Source organism: Pseudomonas lactucae (assembly GCF_016937615.1).
In the GTDB taxonomy this organism is placed as follows: Bacteria; Pseudomonadota; Gammaproteobacteria; order Pseudomonadales; family Pseudomonadaceae; genus Aquipseudomonas; species Aquipseudomonas lactucae.
On sequence record NZ_JAFHKI010000164.1, the window covers coordinates 1 to 21,582 of the forward strand.

At 61.0% G+C, this 21,582-nt stretch carries 12 protein-coding genes and 3 pseudogenes; 10 read left to right on the forward strand and 5 right to left on the reverse strand.

Annotated features, from left to right (window positions below):
- Positions 1 to 54: 54 nt before the first annotated feature.
- Positions 55 to 2,796, reverse strand: a complete 2,742-nt coding sequence (gene acnA / locus JWR98_RS25560; RefSeq protein ID WP_205491527.1) for an aconitate hydratase AcnA — start codon at positions 2,794 to 2,796, stop codon at positions 55 to 57.
- Positions 2,797 to 2,992: 196 nt separating this feature from the next.
- Between acnA and rlmM the strand changes: the two genes are divergently transcribed.
- Together rlmM and tusA are read left to right on the forward strand one after the other, a co-directional pair.
- Entirely contained in the window at positions 2,993 to 4,069 is a 1,077-nt protein-coding gene (gene rlmM, locus JWR98_RS25565; RefSeq protein WP_078732028.1) for a 23S rRNA (cytidine(2498)-2'-O)-methyltransferase RlmM, read from the forward strand.
- A 27-nt stretch (positions 4,070 to 4,096) separates the two neighbouring features.
- Positions 4,097 to 4,348 carry a sulfurtransferase TusA gene (gene tusA / locus JWR98_RS25570; RefSeq protein WP_003172555.1) on the forward strand — a complete coding sequence of 84 codons (252 nt, stop codon included), beginning with the start codon at positions 4,097 to 4,099 and terminating at the stop codon, positions 4,346 to 4,348.
- Here the strand turns inward: tusA and JWR98_RS25575 are convergent.
- Positions 4,345 to 5,737 (reverse strand): annotated as a pseudogene (locus tag JWR98_RS25575) (MATE family efflux transporter). The gene tusA and the pseudogene JWR98_RS25575 overlap by 4 nt on opposite strands.
- 167 nt (positions 5,738 to 5,904) lie before the next feature.
- Here JWR98_RS25575 and pdxB point away from each other — a divergent pair.
- On the forward strand, positions 5,905 to 7,047 hold the full coding sequence (pdxB, locus tag JWR98_RS25580) for a 4-phosphoerythronate dehydrogenase PdxB (protein ID WP_205491528.1): 1,143 nt from the start codon (positions 5,905 to 5,907) through the stop codon (positions 7,045 to 7,047).
- Between the two features lie 52 nt (positions 7,048 to 7,099).
- Here the strand turns inward: pdxB and JWR98_RS25585 are convergent, their stop codons facing one another.
- Positions 7,100 to 7,273 (reverse strand): PA1571 family protein, encoded by a 174-nt coding sequence (locus tag JWR98_RS25585; RefSeq protein ID WP_014717504.1) that lies wholly within the window; start codon positions 7,271 to 7,273, stop codon positions 7,100 to 7,102.
- 242 nt (positions 7,274 to 7,515) lie between these two features.
- Here JWR98_RS25585 and JWR98_RS25590 point away from each other — a divergent pair, with 242 nt between their 5' ends.
- On the forward strand, positions 7,516 to 9,276 hold the full coding sequence (locus JWR98_RS25590) for an ABC transporter transmembrane domain-containing protein (RefSeq protein ID WP_205491529.1): 1,761 nt from the start codon (positions 7,516 to 7,518) through the stop codon (positions 9,274 to 9,276).
- Between the two features lie 178 nt (positions 9,277 to 9,454).
- On the opposite strand, the pseudogene JWR98_RS25595 reads toward JWR98_RS25590, so the two are convergent.
- Positions 9,455 to 11,382 (reverse strand): annotated as a pseudogene (locus JWR98_RS25595) (transglycosylase SLT domain-containing protein).
- 213 nt (positions 11,383 to 11,595) lie between these two features.
- Between JWR98_RS25595 and JWR98_RS25600 the strand changes: the two are divergent.
- Positions 11,596 to 13,515: an ATP-binding cassette domain-containing protein gene (locus tag JWR98_RS25600; RefSeq protein WP_205491531.1), complete on the forward strand. Its 1,920-nt coding sequence runs from the start codon at positions 11,596 to 11,598 to the stop codon at positions 13,513 to 13,515.
- Positions 13,516 to 13,636: 121 nt separating this feature from the next.
- On the opposite strand, the gene JWR98_RS25605 is transcribed toward JWR98_RS25600, so the two are convergent.
- Positions 13,637 to 14,077 (reverse strand): universal stress protein, encoded by a 441-nt coding sequence (locus JWR98_RS25605; RefSeq protein ID WP_049709433.1) that lies wholly within the window; start codon positions 14,075 to 14,077, stop codon positions 13,637 to 13,639.
- A 105-nt stretch (positions 14,078 to 14,182) separates the two neighbouring features.
- Here JWR98_RS25605 and JWR98_RS25610 point away from each other — a divergent pair, with 105 nt between their 5' ends.
- From JWR98_RS25610 to topA, 5 genes and pseudogenes are all read left to right on the forward strand, one after another.
- Positions 14,183 to 14,620, forward strand: a complete 438-nt coding sequence (locus tag JWR98_RS25610; protein WP_205491533.1) for a hypothetical protein — start codon at positions 14,183 to 14,185, stop codon at positions 14,618 to 14,620.
- A 488-nt stretch (positions 14,621 to 15,108) separates the two neighbouring features.
- Positions 15,109 to 17,255 (forward strand): annotated as a pseudogene (gene fadB, locus JWR98_RS25615) (fatty acid oxidation complex subunit alpha FadB).
- Positions 17,256 to 17,284: 29 nt separating this feature from the next.
- Positions 17,285 to 18,460, forward strand: a complete 1,176-nt coding sequence (gene fadA, locus JWR98_RS25620; protein ID WP_003172567.1) for an acetyl-CoA C-acyltransferase FadA — start codon at positions 17,285 to 17,287, stop codon at positions 18,458 to 18,460.
- A 95-nt stretch (positions 18,461 to 18,555) separates the two neighbouring features.
- Positions 18,556 to 18,792, forward strand: coding sequence for a DUF1653 domain-containing protein (locus JWR98_RS25625; RefSeq protein WP_003172568.1), 237 nt, complete (start codon positions 18,556 to 18,558; stop codon positions 18,790 to 18,792).
- Between the two features lie 114 nt (positions 18,793 to 18,906).
- Positions 18,907 to 21,528, forward strand: coding sequence for a type I DNA topoisomerase (gene topA, locus JWR98_RS25630; RefSeq protein ID WP_078732037.1), 2,622 nt, complete (start codon positions 18,907 to 18,909; stop codon positions 21,526 to 21,528).
- Positions 21,529 to 21,582 lie beyond the last annotated feature (54 nt).

Consider the following 21,582-nt stretch of genomic DNA (forward strand, 5'->3'; position numbering starts at 1 on the left):
TGACCCACCGCCATCGGGGGCAAGCCCCCTCCCACATTAGATCTCCAGTGTGCTTTAGCTGGCAATCAATTGGCGCAGCACATAGTGCAAAATCCCGCCTGACTTGAAGTACTCCACTTCATTGAGCGTGTCGATCCGGCACAGCACCTCGACCTTCTCCTTACTGCCATCCTCCCGCGTAATCACCAGCGTCAGGTTCATGCGTGGCACGATGTCCACGTCCGTCAGGCCGAGGATGTCGATCTTCTCCTTGCCGGTCAGCTTGAGCGTCTTGCGGTTCTGATCCAGCTTGAACTGCAACGGCAGCACGCCCATGCCCACCAGGTTGGAGCGGTGGATGCGCTCGAAACTCTCGGCGATCACCGCCTTGACCCCCAGCAGGTTGGTGCCCTTGGCCGCCCAGTCGCGGCTCGAGCCGGTGCCGTATTCTTGCCCGGCGATCACCACCAGCGGCGTGCCCGAGGCCTGGTATTTCATCGAGGCGTCGTAGATCGGCATCTTCTCGCCGGTGGGGATATACAGCGTATTACCGCCTTCCTCGCCGCCGAGCATTTCGTTGCGGATACGGATATTGGCGAAAGTGCCGCGCATCATCACTTCATGGTTACCCCGGCGTGAGCCGTAGGAGTTGAAGTCACGCGGTTCCACGCCTTGCTCGCGCAGGTAGTGGCCGGCGGGGCTGTCGACCTTGATGTTGCCGGCGGGGGAGATGTGGTCGGTGGTCACCGAATCCCCCAGCAGGGCCAGCACGTTGGCGCCTTTGACGTCTTCGATCACCGGCAGCGGGCCGGCAATGTTGTCGAAGAACGGCGGGTGCTGGATGTAGGTGGAGTCCGGCTGCCATACGTAAGTGGCGGCCTGCGGCACTTCAATGGCCTGCCACTGCGCGTCGCCGGCAAACACCTCGGCGTATTCCTTGTGGAACATGCCGGTACTGACCTGCGCCACCGCGTCGGCGATCTCCTGGCTGCTCGGCCAGATGTCCTTGAGGTAGACCGGCTTGCCGTCCTTGTCGTTACCCAGCGGCTCGCTGCTGATATCGATGCGCACGGTACCGGCCAGGGCATAAGCGACCACCAGCGGCGGCGAAGCCAGCCAGTTGGTTTTGACCAGTGGGTGCACGCGGCCTTCGAAGTTGCGGTTGCCCGACAGCACCGAGGCGACGGTGAGGTCGGCCTTCTGGATGGCTTTTTCAATCGGCTCGGGCAACGGACCGGAGTTGCCGATGCAGGTGGTGCAGCCATAGCCCACCAGGTCGAAGCCGAGCGCGTCCAGGTACTGGGTGAGGCCGGCGGCCTTGTAGTAATCGGTGACCACTTTGGAACCGGGCGCCAGGGAGCTTTTGACCCAGGGTTTGCGGGTCAGGCCTTTTTCCACGGCTTTTTTGGCGACCAGCCCGGCGGCCATCATCACGCTGGGGTTGGAGGTATTGGTGCAGGAAGTGATGGCGGCGATGACCACCGCGCCGTTTTTCAGGCGGTAGGTGTTGCCTTCGTATTCGTAATCGGCTTCGCCCACCAGGTCGGCATTGCCCACGGCCACGCCGCCACCGCCTTCGCTTTCCAGGCGGCCTTCTTCCTTGTTGGTGGGTTTGAACTGCAGGTCGAGGAAGTCACTGAAGGCCTGGCCGACATTCGGCAGGGCGACGCGGTCCTGCGGGCGTTTCGGCCCGGCGAGGCTGGCTTCGACGCTGCCCATGTCCAGGGCCAGGCTGTCGGTGAACACAGGCTCCTGGCCAGCATTGCGCCACAGGCCCTGGGCCTTGGTGTAGGCCTCCACCAGTTTGACGGTTTCGGCCGGGCGTCCGGACAGGCGCAGATAGTCGACGGTGACCTCATCCACTGGGAAAAAGCCGCAAGTGGCGCCGTATTCCGGAGCCATGTTGGCGATGGTCGCGCGATCCGCCAGGGGCAGATCGGCCAGGCCGTCGCCGTAGAACTCGACGAATTTACCCACCACGCCCTTTTTGCGCAGCATCTGGGTCACGGTCAGCACCAGGTCGGTGGCGGTGATGCCCTCTTTGAGTTTGCCGGTGAGCTTGAAGCCGATCACTTCCGGAATCAGCATCGACACCGGTTGGCCGAGCATCGCCGCTTCCGCCTCGATCCCGCCGACGCCCCAGCCGAGTACGCCGAGGCCGTTGATCATGGTGGTGTGTGAGTCGGTGCCTACCAGCGTGTCGGGGAAGGCGTAAGTGCGGCCGTCTTCGTCTTTGGTCCACACGGTGCGGCCCAGGTATTCGAGGTTGACCTGATGGCAGATGCCGGTGCCCGGCGGCACCACGCTGAAGTTGTCGAAGGCGCTCTGGCCCCAGCGCAGGAAGGCGTAGCGTTCGCCGTTGCGCTGCATTTCGATGTCGACGTTTTGTTCGAAGGCGTCGGCGTTGCCGAACTTGTCGACCATCACCGAGTGGTCGATCACCAGGTCCACCGGTGACAGCGGGTTGATGCGCTGCGGGTCGCCACCGGCCTTGGCCACGGCGGTGCGCATGGCGGCCAGGTCGACCACGGCGGGCACCCCGGTGAAGTCTTGCATCAGCACACGGGCGGGGCGGTATTGGATCTCGCGGTCGGACTGGCGCTCTTTGAGCCAGGCGGCAATGGCCTTGAGGTCGGCACCGGTGACGGTCTTGTTGTCTTCCCAGCGCAGCAGGTTTTCCAGCAGCACCTTGAGCGACATCGGCAACTTGTCCAGGTCGCCCAGGCGCTTGGCGGCTTCGGGCAGGCTGAAGTAGTGATAGGTTTTGCTGTCTATTTGCAGGGTCTTGAGGGTACTCAGGCTATCAAGCGATGACATGACACGACTCCTTTTGGTCCGCACGGCTACGGACCTGACGGGACGAACAGAGCTATCAACTTAGCGCTGTTTTCATTAGCAGGCTAATAACTGGACTCTATGGTTAAGTCCAAGGTTCCGAACTCGGCTATCATGCGCGCGTTTTCATGACAGGCATTGCGATAGCGCAATGCCGGTTGATTCACCAGGAGATGCAATGAACACCCTTTTTATGCACTGCCGTCCGGGCTTTGAAGGCGAAGTCTGTTCCGAGATCGCGGAACACGCCGCGCGCCTGAACGTTTCCGGTTACGCCAAGGCCAAGACCGGCAGCGCCTGCGCCGAATTTGTCTGCACCGAAGAAGATGGCGCCCAGCGCCTGATGCACGGCCAGCGCTTTGCCGAGCTGATCTTCCCCCGGCAGTGGGCGCGTGGGGTGTTCATCGACCTGCCGGAAACCGACCGCATCAGCGTGATCCTCGCCCACCTGCGCGCGTTTCCGGTGTGTGGCAGCCTGTGGCTGGAGATGGTCGACACCAACGACGGCAAGGAACTGTCGAATTTCTGCAAAAAGTTCGAAGTGCACCTGCGCAAAGCGTTGTTGAATGCCGGCAAGCTGGTGGACGACCCGAGCAAGCCGCGCCTGCTGCTGACATTCAAGAGTGGCCGCGAAGTGTTCATGGGCCTGGCCGAGTCGAATAACTCGGCGATGTGGCCCATGGGCATCCCGCGCCTGAAGTTTCCACGGGACGCGCCAAGCCGTTCGACCCTGAAGCTGGAAGAGGCCTGGCACCACTTTATCCCTCGCGACCAGTGGGACGAACGTCTGCATGGCGACATGACCGGCGTCGACCTCGGTGCCGCGCCGGGCGGCTGGACCTGGCAACTGGTCAACCGTGGCATGCTGGTGACTGCTATCGACAACGGTCCCATGGCCGAAAGCCTGATGGACACCGGCCTGGTGCAGCACTTGATGGCCGACGGCTTCACCTTCGTGCCCAAGCAGCCGGTGGACTGGATGGTATGCGACATCGTCGAGAAACCCGCGCGCAACGCGGCATTGCTGGAAACCTGGATCGGCGAGGGGTATTGCCGTGAGGCGGTGGTAAACCTGAAGTTGCCGATGAAGCAGCGCTATGCCGAGGTCAAGCGCCTGCTGGAACGCATCGAAGACGGCTTCAAGGCGCGCGGCATTCGCGTGGAAATCGGCTGCAAGCAGCTGTATCACGACCGTGAGGAAGTGACGTGCCACCTGCGTCGGCTGGTGGATGTGAAGAAAACCAAGGCCCGCTGAACTGAGCGCCGGTTTCAGGAGTAGACGATGAGCGATATTTTCGACACCGCCGTTGATGGCACCCTCGACGCAACGGGCCTCAATTGCCCTGAGCCGGTGATGATGCTGCACCAACACATCCGCGACCTGGCGCCCGGCGGCCTGCTCAAGGTGATCGCGACCGACCCGTCGACCCGCCGCGATATCCCCAAGTTCTGCGTGTTCCTTGATCACGAACTGGTGGATCAGCAGGAACAGGCCGGTACCTACCTGTACTGGATCCGCAAGAAGGCCGATTAAGCCCGCGCCTTGTCGGCCCGGATGCGCCGGCGTGCACTGCGCGCCAGGCGCACCAGCAACATCCCGGCCGCGCAACTCAGGCCCACGATCAGCCCCTGCCACAAGCCGCTTGGGCCGCTGGGTTCGCCCAGCCAGTGGGTCAGCCCCATGGCGTAACCCACCGGCAGCCCCACGCCCCAATAGGCAAACAGGGTCAGCACCATGGTGACGCGGGTGTCCTGGTAGCCACGCAGGGCGCCGGCGGCGGTGACCTGGATCGAGTCGCTGAACTGGAACAGCGCGGAAAACACGATCAGCGTCGACGCCAGGTGGATCACTATCGGGTCCGGCGTGTAGATCGCCGCGATCTGCTCGCGAAACACCAGCATCAGGCCGCACGACAGGCAGGCATACGCCAGCGCGGTGCCCATGCCGACCCCGGCGGCGAAGCGGGCTTCCCGCGCCTCGCCACGCCCCAGGGCCTGGCCGACCCGCACGGTGATAGCCATGCTCAGGGAGTAGGGGATCATGAACACCAGCGAGCTGACGTTCAGCGCGATCTGATGCCCCGACACCACTGTAGCCCCCAGGCTGCCGAGCAGCAGGGCGATCACCGCGAAGATGCTCGATTCGGCAAAGATCGCCACGCCAATCGGCAGGCCAATCCCCAGCACGCGTTTGATCACCGCCCATTGCGGCCAGTCGAAGCGTTTGAACAATTCGCTGCTCTGGTAGGCGGCTCCCCAGCGCGTCCAGGCGGCCAGGCCGAGCATCATCACCCACATCGCAATGGCCGTGGCCCAGCCGCAGCCCACGCCGCCCATGGCCGGCACGCCAAAGTGGCCGTAGATGAAGATGTAGTTCAGCGGAATATTCAGCGCCAGGCGACCAGGCCCAGGACCATGCTGGGCCGGGTGCGGCCCAGGCCATCGCTGAAGCAGCGCAGCACGTAATACAGTGCAACCGCCGGCATACCGGCGGCGATGCCATGCAGGTAGCCCATGGACGGGGCGATCAGGTCAGGCTCGACCTTCATCGCCTGCAGGATCGGTTGGGCGCACAGCAACAGCAGGCGCCGATGATCCCCACCACGACGGCCAGCCACAATGACTGACGCACCAACGGCCCGATCTCGCTGAACTGGCCCGCGCCGTAGCGCTGGGCGACTTTCGGCGTGGTCGCCAGCAAGGTACCGGTCATCAGCAGGTACACCGGGATCCAGATCGAGTTGCCCAGGCCCACCGCCGCCAAGTCCTGGGGGCTGACCCGCCCGGCCATTACCGCGTCGACGAAACTCATGGCCGTGGTGGCCAGTTGGCCGATCATGATCGGCAGCGCGAGCGTCATCAGGCCGCGCACTTCCTGGCGGACGCGGGCGGGGCGGGTGAGGGGGGCGGTGGCAGTGTTCACGTACGGGTGTCCAATAGAGAGGCGCGCAAGGACGGCGGATTCTACGCCTTGACGCATCAGTCAGGAAAAAACCTGTGTTAGCGATTTGTAAGCACTCCAAGATCGCTGCCCCTCCGACATTGGAGATCGCATCCCTGTACACTGCCGATCCGCCAAAGGAGCCTGCCATGCTGATTGTTGCCGACGAAAATATCCCGCTGCTCGATGCATTTTTCCAAGGATTTGGCGAGATTCGCCGGGTGCCCGGCCGTTCCATTGACCGCGCCACGGTCGAGCAGGCCGACGTGTTGCTGGTGCGCTCGGTGACCAACGTCAATCGTGCGTTGCTGGAGGGCACGAAGGTGCGGTTTGTCGGCACCTGCACCATCGGCACCGATCACCTGGACCTCGGCTACTTCAAGCAGGCCGGTATCCAGTGGTCCAGCGCCCCCGGCTGTAACGCGCGTGGGGTGGTGGATTATGTGCTGGGCAGCCTGCAGACCCTGGCCGAGATCGAAGGCGTCGACCTCACCACACGCACCTATGGCATCGTCGGTGCCGGTGAAGTGGGCGGGCGCCTGGTCAAGGCACTCAAGGGCCTGGGCTGGAAGGTGCTGGTGTGCGACCCGCCGCGGCAGATCGCCGAAGACGGCGATTATGTGAGCCTGGCGCAGATCGTCGAGCAGTGCGATGTGATCAGCCTGCACACTCCGCTGACCAAATCCGGCAACGGCTCCACCTGGCATTTGCTTGATCGCCAGCGCCTCGAACAGCTTAAGCCGGGCACCTGGCTGATCAACGCCAGCCGTGGCCCGGTGGTGGACAACGCCGCCTTGCGCGAGGTGCTGCTGGAACGCGAAGACCTGCAAGCGGTGCTGGACGTGTGGGAAGGCGAACCCGCGGTGGATGTCGAGCTGGCCGACCTGTGCGTACTGGCCACCCCGCATATCGCCGGCTACAGCCTTGAAGGCCGCCAGCGCGGCACGGCGCAGATTTACCAGGCGTTCTGTGCGCACCTGGGCGAGGTGCCGAGCATCCAGTTGAGCGACCTGCTGCCACCCTTGTGGCTGGCCGAGGTGCACTTGAATGCTGCAACCGACCCGGCGTGGGCGCTGGCGACCTTGTGCCGCAGCGTGTACGACCCGCGCCGCGATGATGCGGATTTTCGTCGCAGCCTTGTAGGGTCGGTGGAGGAGCAGCGTACGGCGTTCGACCTGCTGCGCAAGCACTACCCCGCACGCCGTGAGATCGAGGGGCTGAAGGTGCGGATCAATGGCGAATCCGCCGCGCTGTTGCAGATCGTCTCGGCCCTCGGTGCCGAAGCGATTTAACCCGCATAAAAAACCCGGCCATGGAGGCCGGGTCTGAAAGAACGCGAGCGCTTCAGCCTTGCTGGGCAGGTTTGACCAGGCGCTGTTCCAGTTCGCTGCAGGCTTGCTGGATCATTTCTTCGGTAATCTGCACTTCACGGCCCTTGGCGTCGATGTACGAGCAAGGCAGCTGCTGCGGCTGGCGGATTACTTCAATCTTGGCATCGCTGCTGTTTTGCAAGGTCATGGCCTGTCTCCTCATCAGGTTGTGTACCTACTCTAAAACCCCCGCGTGACCGCGCTGTTACAACTCCCTGCCGGTCACGGGTTCGAACACCCAGTCCACCAGAAATGGCGACCGATTTCCAGCCGGGCGTTAGACCGATAGCCTCTAGCGGTCTGCATCGGCGGGCATAATTAACCTGACTCATTGCTATTTGCCCAAGTTCCCCCAATGTTGAGGATAGGTTCTTCATTGGTGATCCCGCTATGCTCTCAGTCCGTCAACGCCGCGCGATTCGTCTGGCCAGCCGTTTTATCGCACCTTACCGTTGGCAGGCGCTGGGTGCCTTGCTGGCGCTGATCGTCACCGCCGGCATCACCTTGTCCATGGGGCAGGGCATTCGCCTGCTGGTCGACCAAGGCTTCATGACCCAGTCACCGCATCTGCTCAACCAGTCCATCGGCCTGTTCATGGTGCTGGTATTGGGCCTGGCGGTGGGCACCTTTGCGCGCTTTTACCTGGTGTCGTGGATCGGCGAGCGGGTGGTGGCGGATATTCGTCGCCAGGTGTTCAACCACCTGATCTACCTGCACCCCGGTTTCTACGAAAACAACCGCAGCTCGGAAATCCAGTCGCGGCTGACCACCGACACCACCTTGCTGCAATCGGTGATCGGCTCGTCGCTGTCGCTGTTCCTGCGCAATGCATTGATGGTGATCGGCGGCATCGTGCTGTTGTTTGTGACCAACCCCAAGCTAACCAGCATCGTGGTGGTGGCGCTGCCGCTGGTGCTGGCACCGATCCTGATCTTCGGCCGCCGCGTGCGCAGCCTGTCGCGGTTGAGCCAGGACCGTATTGCCGATGTCGGCAGCTACGTGTCCGAGACTCTCGGCCAGATCAAGACCGTGCAGGCTTACAACCACCAGCGTCAGGACGAACAACGCTTTGCCGTGACCGTGGAAGAAGCCTTCGCCACCGCGCGCAAACGTATTGCCCAGCGCGCCTGGCTGATTACCCTGGTGATCATGCTGGTGCTCGGCGCCGTGGGTGTGATGTTGTGGGTGGGCGGCATGGATGTGATCAGTGGGCGCATTTCCGGCGGCGAACTGGCGGCGTTTGTGTTCTACAGCCTGATCGTCGGCAGCGCCGTCGGTACGTTGAGTGAAGTGCTGGGCGAATTGCAGCGCGCGGCCGGCGCAGCCGAGCGCATCGGTGAGTTGTTGCAGTCCACCAACGAAATCCAGGCGCCCGCCACCGATACCGTGAAATTGCCGGAGCGGGTCAGTGGGCGCATGGAACTGCAGGACCTGCGTTTTTCCTACCCTTCAAGGCCTGACAGTTACGCCATCGACGGCCTGAGCCTGAGCATCAACCCCGGTGAAACCCTGGCCCTGGTTGGCCCTTCCGGCGCCGGCAAATCGACGATCTTCGACCTGCTGCTGCGCTTCTACGACCCCCAGCACGGGCGCATCCTGCTCGAAGGGCAGGCGCTGACCGAACTCGACCCCATGGACCTGCGCCGTCACTTCGCCCTGGTGTCGCAGAGCCCGGCGTTGTTTTTCGGCAGCGTCGAAGAAAACATCCGCTACGGCAACCCGAACGCCACCCGCGAGCAGGTCGAGGCCGCCGCGCGCATTGCCCACGCCCACGACTTTATCCTGCAAATGCCCAACGGCTATCAGACGCATCTGGGCGATGGCGGCATGGGCCTCTCGGGCGGCCAACGCCAACGCCTGGCCATCGCCCGCGCGTTGCTGGTAGATGCACCGATCCTATTGCTGGACGAAGCCACCAGCGCCCTCGACGCCCAAAGCGAGCACCTGATCCAGCAAGCGTTGCCGCAGTTGATGCAGGGGCGTACCACGCTGGTGATTGCACATCGATTGGCCACCGTGAAGAACGCCGACCGGATTGCGGTGATGGACCAGGGCAAGCTGGTGGCGGTGGGCACGCATCAGCAGTTGATTGCGAGTAATCCGCTGTATGCACGCTTGGCGGCGTTGCAGTTCAGTGATGGCGATCTCTAAGAAGCATCCACAGTTCCAGACACTCCGAATATCCAAATGTGGGAGGGGGCTTGCTCCCGATAGCGGTGGGTCAGCAACAAAAATGCTGACTGAAACACTGCTATCGGGAGCAAGCCCCCTCCCACATTTGTATGTGCTTCGTTCTGCAAATCGAGTGCTTAGTGCAACGGCTCAGCGTCTATTGATCATCAAAATACCGCTCATGCCAATCCACCAACGGCTGTGGCGAATTGAGCTTTTGCCCGTAGATCACCGAATAAGACAGCACGTTCTGCACATACTGGCGGGTTTCGTCGAAGGGGATGCTTTCCACCCATACGTCGAAACTCAGGTGATCGGCCCCGCGCAGCCACTGGCGCACGCGGCCGGGGCCTGCGTTGTAGGCGGCGGAGGCGAGCACGCGGTTGCCGTTGAACTGGCTGTGCACCTGGCTCAGGTAGGCAGCGCCGAGCTGGATGTTTTTATCCGGGTCCAGCACTTGGGCCGGGGAGGCCAGCGGGATGCTGAACTTGCGCGCGGTGTCCTTGGCGGTGCCGGGCATCAGTTGCATCAGGCCGCTGGCGCCGACGCCGGAGCGGGCGTCGTCCATGAAGGCGCTTTCCTGGCGGGTGATGGCAAATACCCAGCTTGAATGCAGGCCACGGACCTTGGCTTCGCGCACCAGGGTGTCGCGGTGGGCCATGGGGAAGCGGATGTCCAGGTCGTCCCAGTACTGCGCCTGGCTGATGGTGCGGATGGCCGGGAAGTACCACTTCATGTCGTAGGCCAGCTTGGCCTGGGCGACCATCTCGTCACGGTTGAAGTGACGGCTGACGTGATACCACTCGCGGCGGCCGTCCACCACCTGACCACGCGCATAAAACTCCAGGGCGCGGCGCACGCCGGGGGTGTTACGGACCTTGTTGATCAGCGCCTGGCTCATCACCAGCGGCTTGTTGTTCAACTGATACGGCGCCTTGGAACGGTCGGCGGCAAGGAAACCATAGAAGTCCCGCTCCCGCGACAGGTTCTTGTACAGCACCAGGGCTTGCGGGTTTTTCGGCTCGGCCAGTTCCAGGCTGCGGGCCTGCCAGTAGCGCCAGCGGTTGGTGGTGGCCAAGTCTTGCGGGAGTTTACGGGTCAACTGGTAGGCATCTTCCCAACGGGCCAGGCGCAACAGCAGGCGCAGGCGCCACTCGGAAACGGTGTTGTCGCGCAGTTCGGGGTCGTACTGGGTCATGACTTCAAGGGCGCGCGGGTCGAAGCGCTTGGCCAGGGTCAGGCCGATTTCGCGGGCGATCGACACTTTTTCGTCACGCGAGAAGTGCATGCTGCTGGCATAGCCGTCGAGCAGGGCCATGGCCTTGTCCGGGTCCTGGCGCGCCAGCGACGTAGGCCCAGGCCCACGGCGTCCGACATGGCCTCGGTGGCCGGCTGGAAGCGTGATGGGTCGCTGAGCATGTCGGGCTTTTGCGCCACGTCCACCATCAGACGGCCTTGAGCGCCGAGGGTAGGCAGGGTTTTCACCAGGCTGTTGGCCAGCGCGTAGTTGCGTGCTTCGGCGGCGAGTTTGGCGCGGTCCCAGATCTTCTGTTCAGTGAGTTGGCCATCGGAGGCCCACTGGCCAAAGGTGACATCACAGGCGGCGGGTTGGGATTTGCCGGTCATCCATAGCTTTTCGGCGGTCTTATAGCCCTCGGCCTTCAGGTTGTGGGTGAGCTGATACTGGCCGTGCAGGCAATCCAGTTCGACGAAATTGAGCTTGGCATCGTAGTACTTTTCAAAGGTCTGCCAGTCGCCACGGTCGGCCAGCCAGCGCAACCAGCGCAGTTTCATCCAGTTGGCCTGGGGCAGGTCGCCGTTTTTGGCGAGGAATTGTTCGATTTCCTCGTTGCTCGCGGTTTTCAGCCGCGCGGTCAGTTCGTCATAGGCCAGGTACGGCGTGAGCGGGTAGTCGGCCAGGGCCTGGCTGTATTGCATGTACGGGCCCGTATCGCCTTTGGCGAGGGCGCGTTTGGCTTCATCGTAATATTGACGTTGGGTGGTGAGGTCCACGGCCTGGGCGGATTGAACGGCGGTGGCGGAAAGAAGCAGACAAGATAAAAAGTTGAAAAGGCGACTGCGCATGAGACGTCCGTGCAGAGAAATCACGACTAGCACCGGCACCGCCGACACTGATTGCCCCTAGCTTAGCCTTTTGCCAGCGGCGGGCGAAAGCTTTGCCGGGCGGTTCGTTCAAGTTCGCCAGAAATGTCCTACAGAACGTATCAGCAGTGAAAATGCGGGCCGCATCCCACCCTCAACTCAGGTAGAATGCGCGCCCAGTTTTTGGAGAAGCGTATGACCCTGCTCAAATTCAGCGATGTGTCCCTTGCTTTCGGCGCTATGCCGTTGTTGGACAAGGTGTCCTGGCAGATCGCCCGTGGTGAGCGGGTGTGCATCATCGGCCGCAACGGCACCGGCAAGTCCAGCATGATGAAGCTGGTCAAAGGCGACCAAAAGCCCGATGAGGGCTCTGTCTGGCGCGCCCCAGGCCTGAAGATCGGCGAATTGCCGCAGGAATTACCGGTGGCCGACGAACGGACAGTGTTCGACGTGGTTGCCGAGGGCCTGGACGGCGTTGGCGAACTGCTTGCGCAGTACCATCATCTGGCGCAGAACTGCGTCACCGAAGCCGACCTGGACAAACTGATGCACGTCCAGCAAGACCTCGAGGCCCGTGACGGCTGGCGTCTTCAGCAACTGGTCGACAGCACCCTGAGCCGCCTGCAACTGCCGGCCGACAAGACCCTCGCCCAGTTGTCCGGCGGCTGGCGTCGTCGCGTGCTGCTGGCCCAGGCGCTGGTGTCCGAGCCCGACCTGCTGCTGCTCGATGAGCCGACCAACCACCTGGACATCGGCGCCATTGCCTGGCTGGAAGAAGCGCTCAAGGATTTCCAGGGCGCCGTGCTGTTCATCACGCACGACCGTTCCTTCCTGCAAAACCTGGCGACGCGCATCCTGGAGCTGGACCGTGGCGGCCTGATCGACTGGAACGGCGACTACGCCAGCTTCCTGGTGCACAAGGAAGCCGCGTTGTCCGCGGAAGAAACCGCCAACGCGTTGTTCGACAAGAAGCTGGCCCAGGAAGAAGTCTGGATCCGCCAGGGCATCAAGGCGCGCCGCACCCGTAACGAAGGCCGCGTGCGTGCGTTGAAAGCGTTGCGTGTCGAGCGCAGCGAACGCCGCGAGCGTACCGGCAAGGCCAATATCCAGCTGGATACCGCCGACAAGTCTGGCAAGCAGGTGATGGTGCTGGAGAATGTCAGCTTCCATCATCCGGACGGCCCGTTCCTGATCAAGGACTTTTCCATGGTCCTGGCACGCGGCGATCGTATCGGCCTGCTGGGCGCCAACGGTACCGGCAAGACCACCTTGCTCAAGTTGATGCTCGGTGGTCTGCAACCGACCAGCGGCAGCGTGGAAGAGGGCACGCGTATCGATGTGGCCTACTTCGACCAGTTGCGCCATCAGTTGGACCTGGAAAAAACCGTGATCGACAACGTGGCCGAAGGCCGCGACTTTATCGACATCGACGGTCAGAGCCGCCATGTGTTGAGCTACCTGGGCGATTTCCTGTTCAGCCCGCAGCGTGCGCGTACGCCGGTCAAAGCCTTGTCCGGTGGTGAGCGTGCGCGTTTGCTGCTGGCCAAGCTGTTCAGCAAGCCGGCGAACCTGCTGGTGCTCGACGAACCGACCAACGACCTCGACGTGGAAACCCTCGAACTGCTGGAAGAGGTGCTGTTGACCTTCAACGGCACCGTACTGATGGTCAGCCACGACCGGGCATTCCTCGACAACGTGGTCACCAGCACCCTGGTCTTCGAAGGTGAAGGCAAGGTGCGCGAGTACGTCGGTGGTTATCAGGACTGGCTGCGCCAGGGTGGTTCGCCGCGTTTGCTGGGTGTGACCGAGAGCAAGTCCGGCAAGGCCGACTTGAACTCGGCGGTGGTGGCACCTGCCGCTGCTGCCGCACCGGCACAGGAAGCCGCGCCCGCCGCCAAGAAGAAGCTCAGTTACAAGCTGCAACGGGAACTGGAAGCCTTGCCGGGTGATATCGACGCCAAGGAACAGCAGATCGCCGCGGTAGAAGCAGAAATGGCCGACGCGGGTTTCTACCAGCGTCCTGCGGCGGAAACCGCCAAGGTCATCGCTTCGCTGGAGACGTTGAACCAGGAGCTGGAAGTGCTGGTTGAGCGTTGGGCTGAGTTGGATGCCTGAGTGATTCGCGGGCAATAAAAAAGCCCGGCGCTCTTCTATGAGCGCCGGGCTTTTTTATTTGAAATGCGATTTAAATGTGAGAGGGGGCAAGCTCCCTCCCACATTTTGATCTTCAGTGGTCTTATGAACTCTTGACCAGCTTCACCGCCAGCACATCACATGGCGCGCCATGCAGCACATCATTGGCAGTAGAACCCAGCAACAACGCCAAACCGTGACGACCATGGCTACCCACCACGATCAAGTCGCAAGCCTTTTCCTTGGCCAAGTGGTGGATTTCCTGGCGCGGTTGGCCGTATGTCAGGTGGCAGTCTTCCTTTTTCAGATGCGGGTATTTGAGAATCAAACGGTCCAGGCGCTCCTTGGCCTGGTCAAATTGTTGTTGCTGCAACTGGGAAAGGTCCATCGGTACGTCACCGCCAAAGGCCATGGCCATGGGCTCGACGATATGCACCAGCGATAGTATGGCGCCATTGGCCAATGCAGATTCCTGCGCGCGCTTGATCACCGGATCGCACTCTTCGGTCAGGTCGACAGCGACCAGAATATGTTTGTAGGGCATGAGGCGTTCCTCCAAGGGACTGCAATAAGTTCAGTATGGCTGCTTTCAAGCGGATGGAGTTGCGTCAGGTCAAATCCGCTCATCTAGAAATTCGGGAGTACACATATGACGGTGTGGATAGTGGTGTCAATCCTTGCGATGGTTTTAAGCCCCCTGGCCTGGCTGCGCCCGTCGCGTGGGCAGAGCGGGCGCATGGCCCTGCGCATGGAGGCGCGACGTATCGGCCTGGCCATGCAATTGGCGCCCCAGGAGTGGCCGCACTGGCTCAAGCAGGAGCCGCCAAGCCCCTGCGCGCAGTATTGCCGGCCACGGCGCGGCGGCACACCGTCGGTCTGGAGTTATTGGCAGTTGGAGCCGGGTGTGTGGGTCAACCAGTGGCGCGAAGTGTGTGTGGATGAGAAGGTGTTGCCGCATTTTGCGACGTTGCCGGCCAACGTTTACAAAGTGGAAGCTGACAAGCAAATGATCGCTTTGTATTGGGGCGAGAAGGGCGAGGCAAGTGATTTGCTGGCCATTGATGCCCTACTCAAGGCCTTGGCTTGATTAAATGCAGCAGGCAATAAAAAGCCCGACATCATCATCGGGCTGGAGTTGGCCAGGCAGGCCGGTAAATCAGTGTTTGTCGCGTCGGATGTTCATCCAGGCGCGTTACGGTTGTCGCTAGCCTAGCGGCATATCCGGTTCTGTACAGTCCTTTGCCAAATCTTTTCAATTATTGATTTCATGAATAATGCGATATTGACGCGGCGGGCGCCTGGGGGCAGGGTTCTGAAAATGACTGGAAAGTCGCCTTTTTCCTGGCCTTTCGGGCGATTGACAATTGCCTGGAATTGGATGAAGGTGGCGTACCCAAATCAAACGGGCGTATGAATTGAGCGTTTGTCTGTCAGACCGTTCATACAGAACCCCGACTATCGCATTGGCGGGTGTGCCTGGCGGATTGGCGTGAGCATTGACGCAGCTGTCAATGTCAAACCAGAGGCCAGCGTCCAGTGTGTACTGTTCAGCTTCCATATCGTGGAGATCAGTTGATGATTTACGAAGGTAAAGCCATCACGGTTAAGGCTCTTGAAAGTGGCATCGTCGAATTGAAATTCGACCTCAAGGGTGAGTCCGTCAACAAGTTCAACCGTCTAACCCTGAACGAACTGCGTCAGGCCGTAGACACCATCAAGGCTGATGCATCGATCAAAGGTGTGATCGTCTCCAGCGGCAAGGACGTATTCATCGTCGGCGCTGACATCACCGAATTCGTCGACAACTTCAAGCTGCCCGATGCCGAGCTGGTGGCTGGCAACCTCGAAGCCAACAAGATTTTCAGCGATTTCGAAGACCTCAACGTGCCGACCGTTGCCGCGATCAATGGCATCGCGCTGGGCGGCGGGTTCGAGATGTGCCTGGCTGCGGACTTCCGCGTCATGTCCGCTACCGCCAAAGTCGGTTTGCCGGAAGTGAAACTGGGCATCTACCCAGGTTTCGGCGGCACCGTGCGCCTGCCACGTCTGATCGGCGCGGACAACGCGATCGAGTGGATCGCCGCCGGTAAAGAAAACCGTGCCGAAGACGCGCTGAAAGTCGGTGCCGTCGACGCTGTGGTTGCCCCGGACAAACTGGCTGAAGCCGCTCTGAACCTGATCAAAGGCGCCATCAGTGGCGAATTTGACTACAAGGCCAAGCGCAGCCGAAGCTGGAAAAGCTCAAGCTCAACGCCATCGAACAAATGATGTCGTTCGAAACCGCCAAGGGTTTCGTGGCTGGCCAGGCCGGCCCGAACTACCCGGCGCCGGTTGAGGCGATCAAGACCATCCAGAAGGCCGCGAACTTTGGTCGCGACAAAGCCCTGGAAGTGGAAGCGGCAGGCTTCGTCAAACTGGCGAAAACCTCGGCTGCCCAAAGCCTGATCGGCCTGTTTCTGAACGATCAGGAACTGAAGAAAAAAGCCAAGGCCTATGACGAAATTGCCAAGGACGTGAAACAGGCTGCCGTACTCGGTGCCGGTATCATGGGTGGCGGTATTGCCTACCAGTCGGCGTCCAAAGGCACGCCGATCCTGATGAAAGACATCAACGAGCACGGTATCGAGCAGGGCCTGGCGGAAGCCGCCAAGCTGCTGGTGGGCCGCGTTGATAAAGGTCGCATGACCGCTGCGAAAATGGCTGAAGTGCTCAACGGCATTCGTCCTACGCTGTCCTACGGCGATTTCGGCCATGTCGACCTGGTGGTCGAAGCGGTTGTCGAGAACCCGAAGGTCAAGCAAGCGGTACTGGCTGAGGTGGAAGCCCAGGTCAAAGACGACACCATCCTTGCCTCCAACACCTCGACCATTTCCATCTCGCTGTTGGCCAAGGCCCTCAAGCGTCCGGAAAACTTCGTCGGCATGCACTTCTTCAACCCGGTGCACATGATGCCGCTGGTGGAAGTGATCCGTGGCGAGAAGTCCAGCGAGCTGGCCGTTGCCACCACCGTTGCCTACGCCAAGAAAATGGGCAAGAACCCGATCGTGGTCAACGACTGCCCGGGCTTTTTGGTCAACCGCGTGCTGTTCCCGTACTTCGGCGGTTTCGCCAAGCTGGTCAGCGCCGGTGTGGACTTCGTACGCATCGACAAAGTGATGGAAAAATTCGGCTGGCCCATGGGCCCGGCGTACCTGATGGACGTGGTCGGTATCGACACCGGCCACCACGGTCGCGACGTGATGGCTGAAGGCTTCCCGGACCGCATGAAAGACGACCGCCGCTCGGCTGTCGACGCGCTCTACGACGCCAAGCGCCTGGGCCAGAAGAACGGCAAGGGCTTCTACGCCTACGAGACCGACAAGAAGGGCAAGCAGAAGAAAGTCGCTGATCCTTCGGTGCATGAAGTACTCGCGCCAGTCATCTACGAGCAGCGTGAAGTGTCCGATGAAGACATCATCAACTGGATGATGATCGCCCTGTGCCTGGAAACCGTGCGTTGCCTGGAAGACGGCATCGTCGAGACCGCCGCCGAAGCCGATATGGGCCTGGTGTACGGTATTGGTTTCCCTCCCTTCCGTGGCGGTGCGCTGCGTTACATCGACTCGATCGGTGTGGCTGAATTCGTTGCCCTGGCTGATCAATACGCTGATTTGGGCCCGCTGTACCACCCGACCGCGAAGCTGCGTGAAATGGCCAGCAATGGCCAGAGCTTCTTCGGTTAAGCGCCCAAACGACTAGAGCGAGAATATTTATGAGCTTGAATCCAAGAGACGTGGTGATTGTCGACTTCGGTCGCACACCGATGGGCCGCTCCAAGGGCGGCATGCACCGCAACACCCGTGCCGAAGACATGTCGGCACACCTGATCAGCAAACTGCTGGAACGCAACGTCAAGGTCGACCCGAACGAAGTCGAGGACGTGATCTGGGGCTGCGTCAACCAGACCCTGGAACAGGGCTGGAACATCGCGCGCATGGCTTCCCTGATGACGCAGATCCCGCACACCGCGGCGGGCCAGACCGTGAGCCGCCTGTGCGGTTCGTCGATGAGCGCGCTGCACACGGCCGCCCAGGCGATCATGACCGGTAACGGCGATGTGTTCGTGGTCGGCGGCGTGGAGCACATGGGCCACGTCAGTATGATGCACGGCGTCGACCCGAACCCGCACATGTCGCTGTATGCGGCAAAAGCGTCGGGCATGATGGGCCTGACCGCGGAAATGCTCGGCAAAATGCATGGTATTACCCGTGAAGCCCAGGACGCATTCGGCGTGCGCTCCCACCAGCTCGCCCACAAGGCGACCGTGGAAGGCAAGTTCAAGGATGAAATCATCCCGATGAACGGCTACGACGAGAACGGTTTCCTGAAACTGTTCGACTACGACGAAACCATTCGTCCGGATACCACCCTGGAAAGCCTGGCGGCGCTCAAGCCCGCCTTCAATCCAAAGGGCGGCACCGTGACGGCCGGTACTTCATCGCAAATCACCGACGGTGCTTCGTGCATGATCGTGATGTCGGCGCAGCGTGCCCAAGACCTGGGCATCCAGCCGCTGGCCGTGATCCGTTCGATGGCGGTGGCGGGTGTGGACCCGGCGATCATGGGCTATGGTCCAGTACCGGCCACACAAAAAGCCTTGAAGCGCGCGGGCCTTTCCATCTCCGATATCGACTTCTTCGAGCTCAACGAAGCTTTCGCCGCACAAGCCTTGCCAGTGCTGAAAGATTTGAAAGTGCTCGACAAGATGAACGAGAAGGTTAACCTGCACGGCGGTGCGATTGCCCTGGGCCACCCATTCGGTTGCTCCGGTGCACGCATTTCTGGCACTTTGCTCAATGTGATGAAGCAAAATGGCGGCAACCTCGGGGTAGCCACCATGTGCATTGGTCTCGGCCAAGGCATTTCCACCGTCTTCGAACGCGTCTAAGCGTTGAGTTGACGGAAGCCGGGGCCCAGTGCCCCGGTTTTTGTTTTTGGGTTTTTTTGTATTTTTTTTAACAAATTTTCTAAGAGGGCCGGAGCATGAAAGTTGAACCAGGGCTCTACCAACATTATAAGGGGCCGCAGTACCGTGTTTTCAGTGTGGCGCGGCACTCCGAAACCGAAGAAGAAGTGGTGTTCTACCAAGCACTGTATGGCGAATACGGTTTTTGGGTGCGCCCCTTGAGCATGTTCCTGGAGTCCGTCGAAGTTGACGGCGAGCAGGTCCCGCGCTTTGCTTTGGTCCAGGCCGAACCCAGTCTTTTTTCAGGGCAATAACGGCAGGTCGCGCAGAATGCTGCGCTTGACCTCACCCGGTTGCCACTATATATAGCGTTGCCGCGTCAGGCGCCAACTGCCTTTCACTTCTCGAATTCAGGAATTTTCCGATCCATGGGCAAATCGCTGGTCATTGTGGAATCCCCGGCTAAGGCCAAGACCATCAACAAGTACTTGGGTAACGAGTACGTGGTGAAGTCGAGTATCGGCCATATCCGAGACCTGCCCACCAGCGGTTCGGCTAGCGCCAGCAAGGAGCCAGCCGCCAAGCGCGGCAAGGCGGCTGCGGGCGAAGGTCCGGTGCTCACGCCTAAAGAGAAAGCGCGCAAGCAGCTCGTCTCGCGCATGGGCGTAGACCCGGATCATGGCTGGAAGGCCAAATACGAAATCCTTCCCGGCAAGGAAAAGGTCATCGAAGAGCTGCGCCGGCTCGCCAAGGATGCCGACACCATCTATCTCGCAACGGACTTGGACCGCGAAGGGGAAGCCATTGCCTGGCACCTGCGCGAAGCCATCGGCGGCGACGACAGCCGCTACAAGCGCGTGGTGTTCAACGAAATCACCAAGAAAGCCATCCAGGAAGCTTTCTCCAAGCCGGGCGAGCTGGACATCGACCGCGTCAACGCCCAGCAGGCCCGGCGTTTCCTCGACCGCGTGGTGGGCTACATGGTTTCGCCGCTGCTGTGGGCGAAGATCGCCCGTGGCCTGTCCGCTGGCCGTGTGCAATCGGTAGCGGTCAAGCTGGTGGTGGAGCGTGAGCGTGAAATTCGTGCGTTCAACCCCGAAGAGTACTGGGAAGTCCACGCCGACCTCGGCACCGCCAAGGGCGCCAACGTGCGCTTTGAAGTGGCTCGCGAGAAAGGCGAGGCCTTCAAGCCGCTGAACGAAGCCCAGGCCATGGCCGCGCTGGAAAAGCTCAAGGCGTCCAGCTACAGCATCGTCAAGCGTGAAGACAAACCGACCAGCAGCAAGCCGTCGGCACCGTTCATCACCTCCACCCTGCAACAGGCGGCGAGTAACCGCCTGGGCTTCGGTGTGAAGAAAACCATGATGATGGCCCAGCGTCTGTACGAAGCCGGCTACATCACCTACATGCGTACCGACTCCACCAACCTGTCGCAGGACGCGGTGGCGATGGCGCGCACGTATATTGAAGGCGAATTCGGCAAGAAGTACCTGCCGGAGAAGCCCAACGTCTACAGCAGCAAGGAAGGCGCCCAGGAGGCTCACGAAGCGATTCGTCCTTCCGACGCCAACACCACGCCCGCCAAGCTGAGCGGCATGGAGCGTGACGCTGAGCGCCTCTACGAGCTGATCTGGCGCCAGTTCCTGGCTTGCCAAATGCTGCCGGCGCAATACCTGTCCACCACCGTGAGCGTGGGCGCCGGTGATTTCGAGCTACGCGCCAAGGGCCGTATCCTCAAGTTCGACGGCTACACCCGTGTGATGCCGCAGATCGCCAAGCCAGGCGACGACGACGTGCTGCCGGACATGGCCCAGGGCGACACGTTGAAGCTGATCAAGCTCGACCCGTCGCAGCACTTCACCAAGCCGCCGGCGCGTTATTCGGAAGCCAGCCTGGTCAAGGAGATGGAAAAACGCGGTATCGGTCGTCCTTCGACCTACGCGGCGATCATTTCCACCATCCAGGATCGTGGCTATGTGGCGCTGCATAACCGTCGTTTCTATTCGGAAAAGATGGGTGACATCGTCACCGAGCGTCTGTCCGAGAGTTTCTCCAACCTGATGGACTACGGCTTCACCGCCGGCATGGAAGAGAACCTCGATGACGTGGCCCAGGGTGAGCGTGACTGGAAAAACGTACTGGACGAATTCTATGGCGACTTCAAGAAGAAGCTCGAAGTAGCCGAAAGCCCTGACAGCGGCATGCGTGCCAACCAGCCGGTGATGACAGATATTCCGTGCCTGACCTGCGGCCGGCCGATGCAGATTCGTACCGCATCCACCGGTGTGTTCCTGGGGTGCTCGGGCTACAGCCTGCCACCCAAAGAGCGCTGCAAGGCCACCGTCAACCTGGTGCCGGGTGATGAAATCGCTGCCGATGACGAAGGTGAATCCGAGTCGCTGGTATTGCGTGGCAAGCACCGTTGCCCGATCTGCAGCACGGCGATGGACGCCTACCTGCTGGATGAAAAACACAAGTTGCATATCTGCGGTAACAACCCGGATTGCAATGGTTACGAGATCGAAGAGGGGACTTACCGCATCAAGGGCTACGAAGGTCCGAGCCTGGAGTGCGACAAGTGTGGCAGCGAGATGCAGCTCAAAACCGGCCGTTTCGGCAAGTTCTTCGGCTGCACCAACCCGACCTGCAAGAACACCCGCAAACTGCTCAAAAGCGGCGACGCGGCGCCGCCGAAGATGGACCCGGTGAAGATGCCTGAGCTCAAGTGCGAGAAGGTCAACGACACCTACATCCTGCGTGATGGTGCTTCTGGGCTGTTCCTGGCCGCCAGCCAGTTCCCGAAAAACCGCGAGACCCGTGCGCCGCTGGTGCTGGAGATCGTGCCGCACAAGGACGAGATCGATCCGAAGTACCACTTCCTGTGTGAAGCGCCGAAGAAGGACCCGGATGGTCGCCCAGCCGTGATCCGCTACAGCCGCAAGACCAAGGAGCAGTACGTGCAGACCGAAGTGGACGGCAAGCCTACCGGCTGGAAAGCGTTCTACGACGGCGGCAAGTGGAAGGTCGAAGACAAGCGCCAGGGCGCTTGATCCGCCGGATACGCTGACCTGACGCTTGAATGTGAGAGGGGGCTTGCTCCCGAT